Raw genomic sequence first — 5,608 nt, 5'->3', positions numbered from 1 at the left:
ATTGACATGCTCGCAAATCATCCTACTTTTATTCAGGTAATGTTGTTGTATTATTGCTGAAATAGCAACAAATACCCCAAGAGAAGACAAAAAGACGCCGATCGAGTTTAATACCTTAAAAAATGATAAGCCCTCCCCTTGTGAAAAAGACAAAATAATCGCCATAAAATAAAAACCAATTAAAATACACACAATCTCTCGAATATACTTACTGAATTTATCCAACAATTTAACTCCATAATTCTAGATTAATATGACATAACGCCTGCATAACACGTTTGCTACTATACAGGCTTACCTGAATTTTAACGCCTTAATCACTGAAACTAAAGGCAAACCGACAATGCCGAGTGTAGCAAATCGTGTTGATGCATTTGTTATATGCTACAGACTTAGTTAGCTTGATTTAGCTGCAATAAGTCCCATTTTGTACCGTATAAGTCTTTAAATACAACAACTGTGCCGTATTCTTCAACACGTGGTTCTTCAGTAAACTCGACACCTTGAGCTTTCATAAACTCATAGTCACGCCAGAAATCATTAGTTTGAAGAAATAAGAAAACACGACCGCCAGCTTGATTGCCAACTGATTTTAATTGGTCATCATTACTTGCTTGAGCCAATAGTAAATTTGTACCCGTTGAATTAGGTGGAGATATTTGAACCCAACGTTTACCACCGCCTAAATCCGTATCTTCGATAAGCTCAAATTGAAGTTTTTTAGTATAAAATTCAATTGCATCATCATAATTTTCAACAACTAAGGCGATGTTACCAATTCTTTGTTCGATGGGCTTATTCATTTGTGGCTCACTACAGTTCAAAAATAGAATTCTACCCTATTTAGCTCATAAACTCATTTTTGCATATAACGCCTGCATAACACGTTTGCTACTATGCAAATTAAGCTTAAATTTACCACTAAACACGGTAAACCCAAAGAAACCTAGAATGCCGAATGTAGCAAATCGTGTTGATGCATTTGTTATGTTTTTATTGCGTGCTTCAAAGGATCCAGTAATGCCATACCAAAACTATGACCAAAAGCATCAATCGAACATATACCACTGTAATCATAATCTTCAGGTTGATTAAGCTTCAAGTATTCCTGCAACGCTGTCGCTGAACTTACAGCTATCTCAAATAATGGTACTGTCCCATGAGGGAAATTTGATTCATAATGAGCAACCCATTTATCACGAAATGTAAGCATGCTGAGCTGATATTCTCTAAAACCATTTTTATCTTGTTTTATTGTTTCAAACAAATACTCTCTAAAGCCACTATGATTGATTATTAGTTTTTTCCAGTGCGTACTTTCTGAGTCAGTACCAAATAATTTACACCACTGTATCGTTGCATCTGATAATAAAGTATTACTAATATGTGTATATGGGTGCATACCTAAATATGCCTGATCAATATTCTCACAATAATCAACTAAAGCTAGATATCCAAAATATGATTTAAAAAATTTGTCTAACGTAGAAAATCGACCTCTTAACTCTTTATGATCCATTATACTTCCTCAAAAACATAACGCCGCAATAACACGTGCGAACGCCTTACTTTCCAAATCAATTATATTCTAAACCGCGAATGCCGAGTGTAATTAGCATCGTGTTGATTGCTTTGTTACACGATCTTTGTCAACGCTTCCATTAACTTGGTAAAGAATTGATTTACCGAGATTTACTGTAAACTGAGTTTAATTAGACTGGCTCAATTAAGCGAGCAAAATATCACTTCAATAGCAATAACTGTGAAACGAAACAATCCCTTTTTCTTACACCATTTGTACGATTTGGTTTCAGCCAGTTTGGAACTGATAAACCAAATATCATTGCCACAATTGGGATTGAAAATGCTGCGAGCAAAACACTGATGCAAACTGAAATGAGGCAAAACCATGAACAATTGAAGCGTGAATTGGTTTCTGAAATCCATGAACTTTTGGCAATAATGGTCAATTGCCGAACCAGATGAAACGAATATTAAAAGGCACCAAAGAAAAAGGAAATCCACCTTACTTTCACACCTAAAAAACTAACGGCTCAATCGCTGAACTGAGCCAAAAAGCTGCAATCTTAGAGTTCGTGTAACGCCTGCATAACACGTTTACTACTATGCAATTATACTCAACATTGATGCCTTAAAACGAGAAACACCCGACAACCTGAGATGCCGAGTGTAGTAAATCGTGTTGATGCATTTGTTATAAAAATATATCTACGATTTTATTATTTACCAAACTTAACTCGTATTACATTTTCATGCTCAGTAGCTTCAATTCTACTCCTAATTTTCCATTGAGGGTTTTGTAACCATTGAATACCTGAATTATCTATGCAGACACCTCCGCCACAATGAGATGCAAAATTACCAGTTATTTGAATTCCGCCCAATGTCGAAGATTTAGGTGTAAGTGAAAAACTAGTGTTAGCAATAGTCATATTAACTTCTACTGCTGTAATGGGAAATTGTACCGATGAAAAGATATCAGAACCATAGCGTTTAATCGCTGTTTCTAAATTATTAAGCTCAATGAACCTTAAGTATAAGTAATCACCATTCGCATACTTAACTTCTAATTCCTTTCCTTGCGGGGGACAACGAAGGTCTACTGGTGAACCTATATTTTCCCATGAATTATTGTCAATAATAATTCGCTCTTCAGCTTCTAAGCTGAACATATTAACATTTAAACGAAGATACCCATCCTCATCGCGATGCAATGACACTAACTCTTTACCATCGATGACAATAATACGAGGTGTTTCATAATAAAAGTTCCCTCCAACGACAGCAAGTAAATCCTTCCTTAACCAGTCAAGGTTACCTTTAACTAACTCCGCATTTGAACGGTCACATTTAAATTCATGCAATTGTTCTATTGTATAAGCACCACCATCTGCTTTTTTATGATGCTGTGCGCATAAAGCAATCATTCCTGATGGTTCATTATGCGGTCTCACATTTACAGGAGGATCAAAATGATGATATTCAAGATATGGGTTTCCACATCCTTTTATAGGACAACCAAAACCTACCTCATTTCTTAAAATTCGCTTTATTTCAGGAGGAATAGCTGTACGCTTTGATTTTGCCAATTTACACCTCATTATATTAGTAGTATTGAAACCAACTTATTTTTATAACGCCTGCATAACACGTTTGCTACGATACAGACTTACCTAAATTTTACTGCCTTAATCACTGAAACTAAAGGCAAACTGACAACGCCGAGTGTAGCAAATCGTGTTGATGCATTTGTTATGTTTATTAACTAACGTTGCGTGCAATCATTAATATTTCATCCGCAGAATATAGATTAGTAATCGTTGCTTCCACTTCTGCGCCTAATGTTGATTTATACAATTCTTGAGCAAAATTATCAGCTCTCGTTGTAACAAAAATATGTTTTAGTACTGAGTCATTCTCTGCCAACTTAGCTTTTACTAATGGTAAAGAATTCATGATTAAGCCACGTCCTATACCTTTTCTTTGGTGATTAGGAGAAACAGCTAATTGTTCAATTTCCATCACGACTTCAGGACGAAAACCACTTTTTTGAGTCCAAATAATATATCCAATAATCCCATTACTATCTTCAGCGACAAAACACAAGACTCGTGGGAAAGCATTGAAATTACACACCAACCATTCATAAGATTGTTTTTGTCTTACGAAAGCTAATTTATGTACTTCTGCTGTATCATTTAAATCAGACTGTTCCATTAACCTTACTTTCATAAGCACCTCAATTTATTGGATAAACATAACGCCTGCATAACACGTTTGCTACGATACAGACTTAGCTGAATTTTACTGCCTTAATCACTGAAATTAAAGGCAAACTGGCAACGCCGAGTGTAGCAAATCGTGTTGATGCATTTGTTATAAATACTATTTAGACTTAGATGAAGAGATTTTGCTCTAATTCTAAAAGGCGTTTTTTCAATGATAAACCGCCACCATAGCCAACAAGCTCACCTTGGCTGCCAATTACCCTGTGACAAGGAATTATAATTGCCAATCCATTTGCACCATTAGCACTTCCAACCGCCCTAACCGCGCTTTCATTGCCAATTGATAAAGCCAAATCTTGATACGTTACAATGTCACCGTATTTCACTTTATTTAATGCGTCCCAAACCGATTTTTGAAAATCCGTACCAACCAGTAATAAAGGAATATCGAAAACACTTCGTTCACCAAGAAAGTATTCTTCAAGTTGCGTTTTGGTAGATTCTAAAACATCGTCGTTTCTTTCTACGAATTCAGCGTTAAGGCTGCGCTTAATACGATCATCAACTGTACTTCTCATTTTACGATATCGAAAGTCACAAAGACAAAGCTTACCGTCATATGAGCCAAGCACAAATTCGGCATAAGGATGTTTAAAGTGTTGGATATTAATCTGATTCATTCAATGTCCTTATTATGAATAACTTACCCGTATTTATAACGCCGCAATAACACGTGCGAACGACTTACTTACAAAACCAATTACACTCCAAACCGCGAATGCCGAATGTAAATAGCATCGTGTTGATTGCTTTGTTATACGAGCCTTGCTTTCGCTCCAATTAACTTGGTAAAGAACTGATTTACCAAGATTTGCTGTTAACTGAGTTTAATTAGACTGACTCAATTAAGCGAGCAAAATATCCAATCAACGACAATAACTGTGAAACGAAACAATCCCTTTTTCTTACACCATTTGTACGAATTGGTTTCAGCCAATTTGGAACTGATAAACCAAATATCCTAACCACAATTGGGATTAAAAATGCTGAGAGCAAAACACTGATGCAGACTAAAATGAGGCATAACCAAAGAACAATTGAAGCGTAAATTGGTTTCTGAAACGCCTGAATTTGGGGCAATAATAGTTCAATGCCGAACCTGATGAAATGGAAACCAAAAGGCAACAAAGAAAAAGGAAAACCACCCTACTTTCACACCTAAAAAGCTAATGGTTCAATCGCTGAACTGAACCAAAAAACTGCATTCTCAGAGTTCGTATAACGCTGGCATAACACGTTTATTACCATGCAGACCAACCTGAATTTTATTGCCTTAATCACAAAACTAAAGGCAAACCCAGAATGCCGAATGTAATAAATCGTGTTGATGCGATTGTTGTGCGTGCTTACTTTCGGCTTGGCCAGCTTGGTAAAGAACTGCCCTGCCAAGATTTTCTAAGCCTAGATTCTAATTTACCGATGCCAATTAAGCGAACAAAATGTTCTTAAACTGCGAGATAAAGTGAATGGAAAACAGATACATTTCTTACACCATTTGAACGGCTTGGTTTCAACAGATTTGGAACTGATAAACCAAATATCCTAACAACAATTGGGATTGAAAATACTGCGAGGAAAACACTAATGCAGGCTAAAATGAGGCATAACCAAAGAACAATTGAAGCGTAAAATAGCTTCTGAAACGCCTGAACTTAGGAACATAAGGGCTAATTTGCCGAACCTGATGATACGAAAACCAAAAGGCAACAAAGAAGAAATTCACGCTTACTAAGCCGAAACTACGAAAGCTTCGATTCTATTGATGAGCCGTGCAAAAAAATTTCGGACTCAGTACGCAC

General features: G+C 36.2%; 6 protein-coding genes and 1 pseudogene. 1 reads left to right on the top strand and 6 read right to left on the bottom strand.

Annotation, left to right across the window (positions count from 1 at the left end):
- The 6 genes and pseudogenes from F8B77_RS17890 to F8B77_RS17055 all read right to left on the bottom strand — a co-directional run.
- A pseudogene (locus F8B77_RS17890) lies at positions 1–225 on the bottom strand (hypothetical protein); the annotation flags it as partial.
- A 167-nt stretch (positions 226–392) separates the two neighbouring features.
- Positions 393–803 (bottom strand): VOC family protein, encoded by a 411-nt coding sequence (locus tag F8B77_RS17080; protein ID WP_065601479.1) that lies wholly within the window; start codon positions 801–803, stop codon positions 393–395.
- Positions 804–985: 182 nt separating this feature from the next.
- Positions 986–1,519 (bottom strand): hypothetical protein, encoded by a 534-nt coding sequence (locus F8B77_RS17075; protein WP_151656849.1) that lies wholly within the window; start codon positions 1,517–1,519, stop codon positions 986–988.
- 721 nt (positions 1,520–2,240) lie between these two features.
- Positions 2,241–3,110, bottom strand: coding sequence for an HNH endonuclease (locus F8B77_RS17065; RefSeq protein ID WP_244298276.1), 870 nt, complete (start codon positions 3,108–3,110; stop codon positions 2,241–2,243).
- A 172-nt stretch (positions 3,111–3,282) separates the two neighbouring features.
- Complete coding sequence (locus F8B77_RS17060; protein WP_208846168.1) at positions 3,283–3,738, bottom strand: GNAT family N-acetyltransferase; 456 nt, start codon at positions 3,736–3,738, stop codon at positions 3,283–3,285.
- 178 nt (positions 3,739–3,916) lie between these two features.
- Positions 3,917–4,429, bottom strand: coding sequence for a methylated-DNA--[protein]-cysteine S-methyltransferase (locus F8B77_RS17055; RefSeq protein WP_151656843.1), 513 nt, complete (start codon positions 4,427–4,429; stop codon positions 3,917–3,919).
- A 682-nt stretch (positions 4,430–5,111) separates the two neighbouring features.
- On the opposite strand from F8B77_RS17055, the gene F8B77_RS17580 reads away from it, so the two are divergent.
- Positions 5,112–5,258, top strand: a complete 147-nt coding sequence (locus tag F8B77_RS17580; protein ID WP_155655031.1) for a hypothetical protein — start codon at positions 5,112–5,114, stop codon at positions 5,256–5,258.
- The last annotated feature ends 350 nt before the right edge of the window (positions 5,259–5,608 follow it).

Source organism: Aliivibrio finisterrensis (genome assembly GCF_008933155.1).
Classification (GTDB): domain Bacteria; phylum Pseudomonadota; class Gammaproteobacteria; order Enterobacterales; family Vibrionaceae; genus Aliivibrio; species Aliivibrio finisterrensis.
This window is presented reverse-complemented; position numbering and strand designations above follow the sequence as displayed.

Bases quoted from the DNA above. Each gene is read 5' to 3' on its own strand.
- F8B77_RS17080 (WP_065601479.1), bottom strand. From the start codon at position 803: ATGAATAAGCCCATCGAACAAAGAATTGGTAACATCGCCTTAGTTGTT.
- F8B77_RS17075 (WP_151656849.1), bottom strand. From the start codon at position 1,519: ATGGATCATAAAGAGTTAAGAGGTCGATTTTCTACGTTAGACAAATTT.
- F8B77_RS17060 (WP_208846168.1), bottom strand. From the start codon at position 3,738: ATGGAACAGTCTGATTTAAATGATACAGCAGAAGTACATAAATTAGCT.
- F8B77_RS17055 (WP_151656843.1), bottom strand. From the start codon at position 4,429: ATGAATCAGATTAATATCCAACACTTTAAACATCCTTATGCCGAATTT.
- F8B77_RS17580 (WP_155655031.1), top strand. From the start codon at position 5,112: ATGCCGAATGTAATAAATCGTGTTGATGCGATTGTTGTGCGTGCTTAC.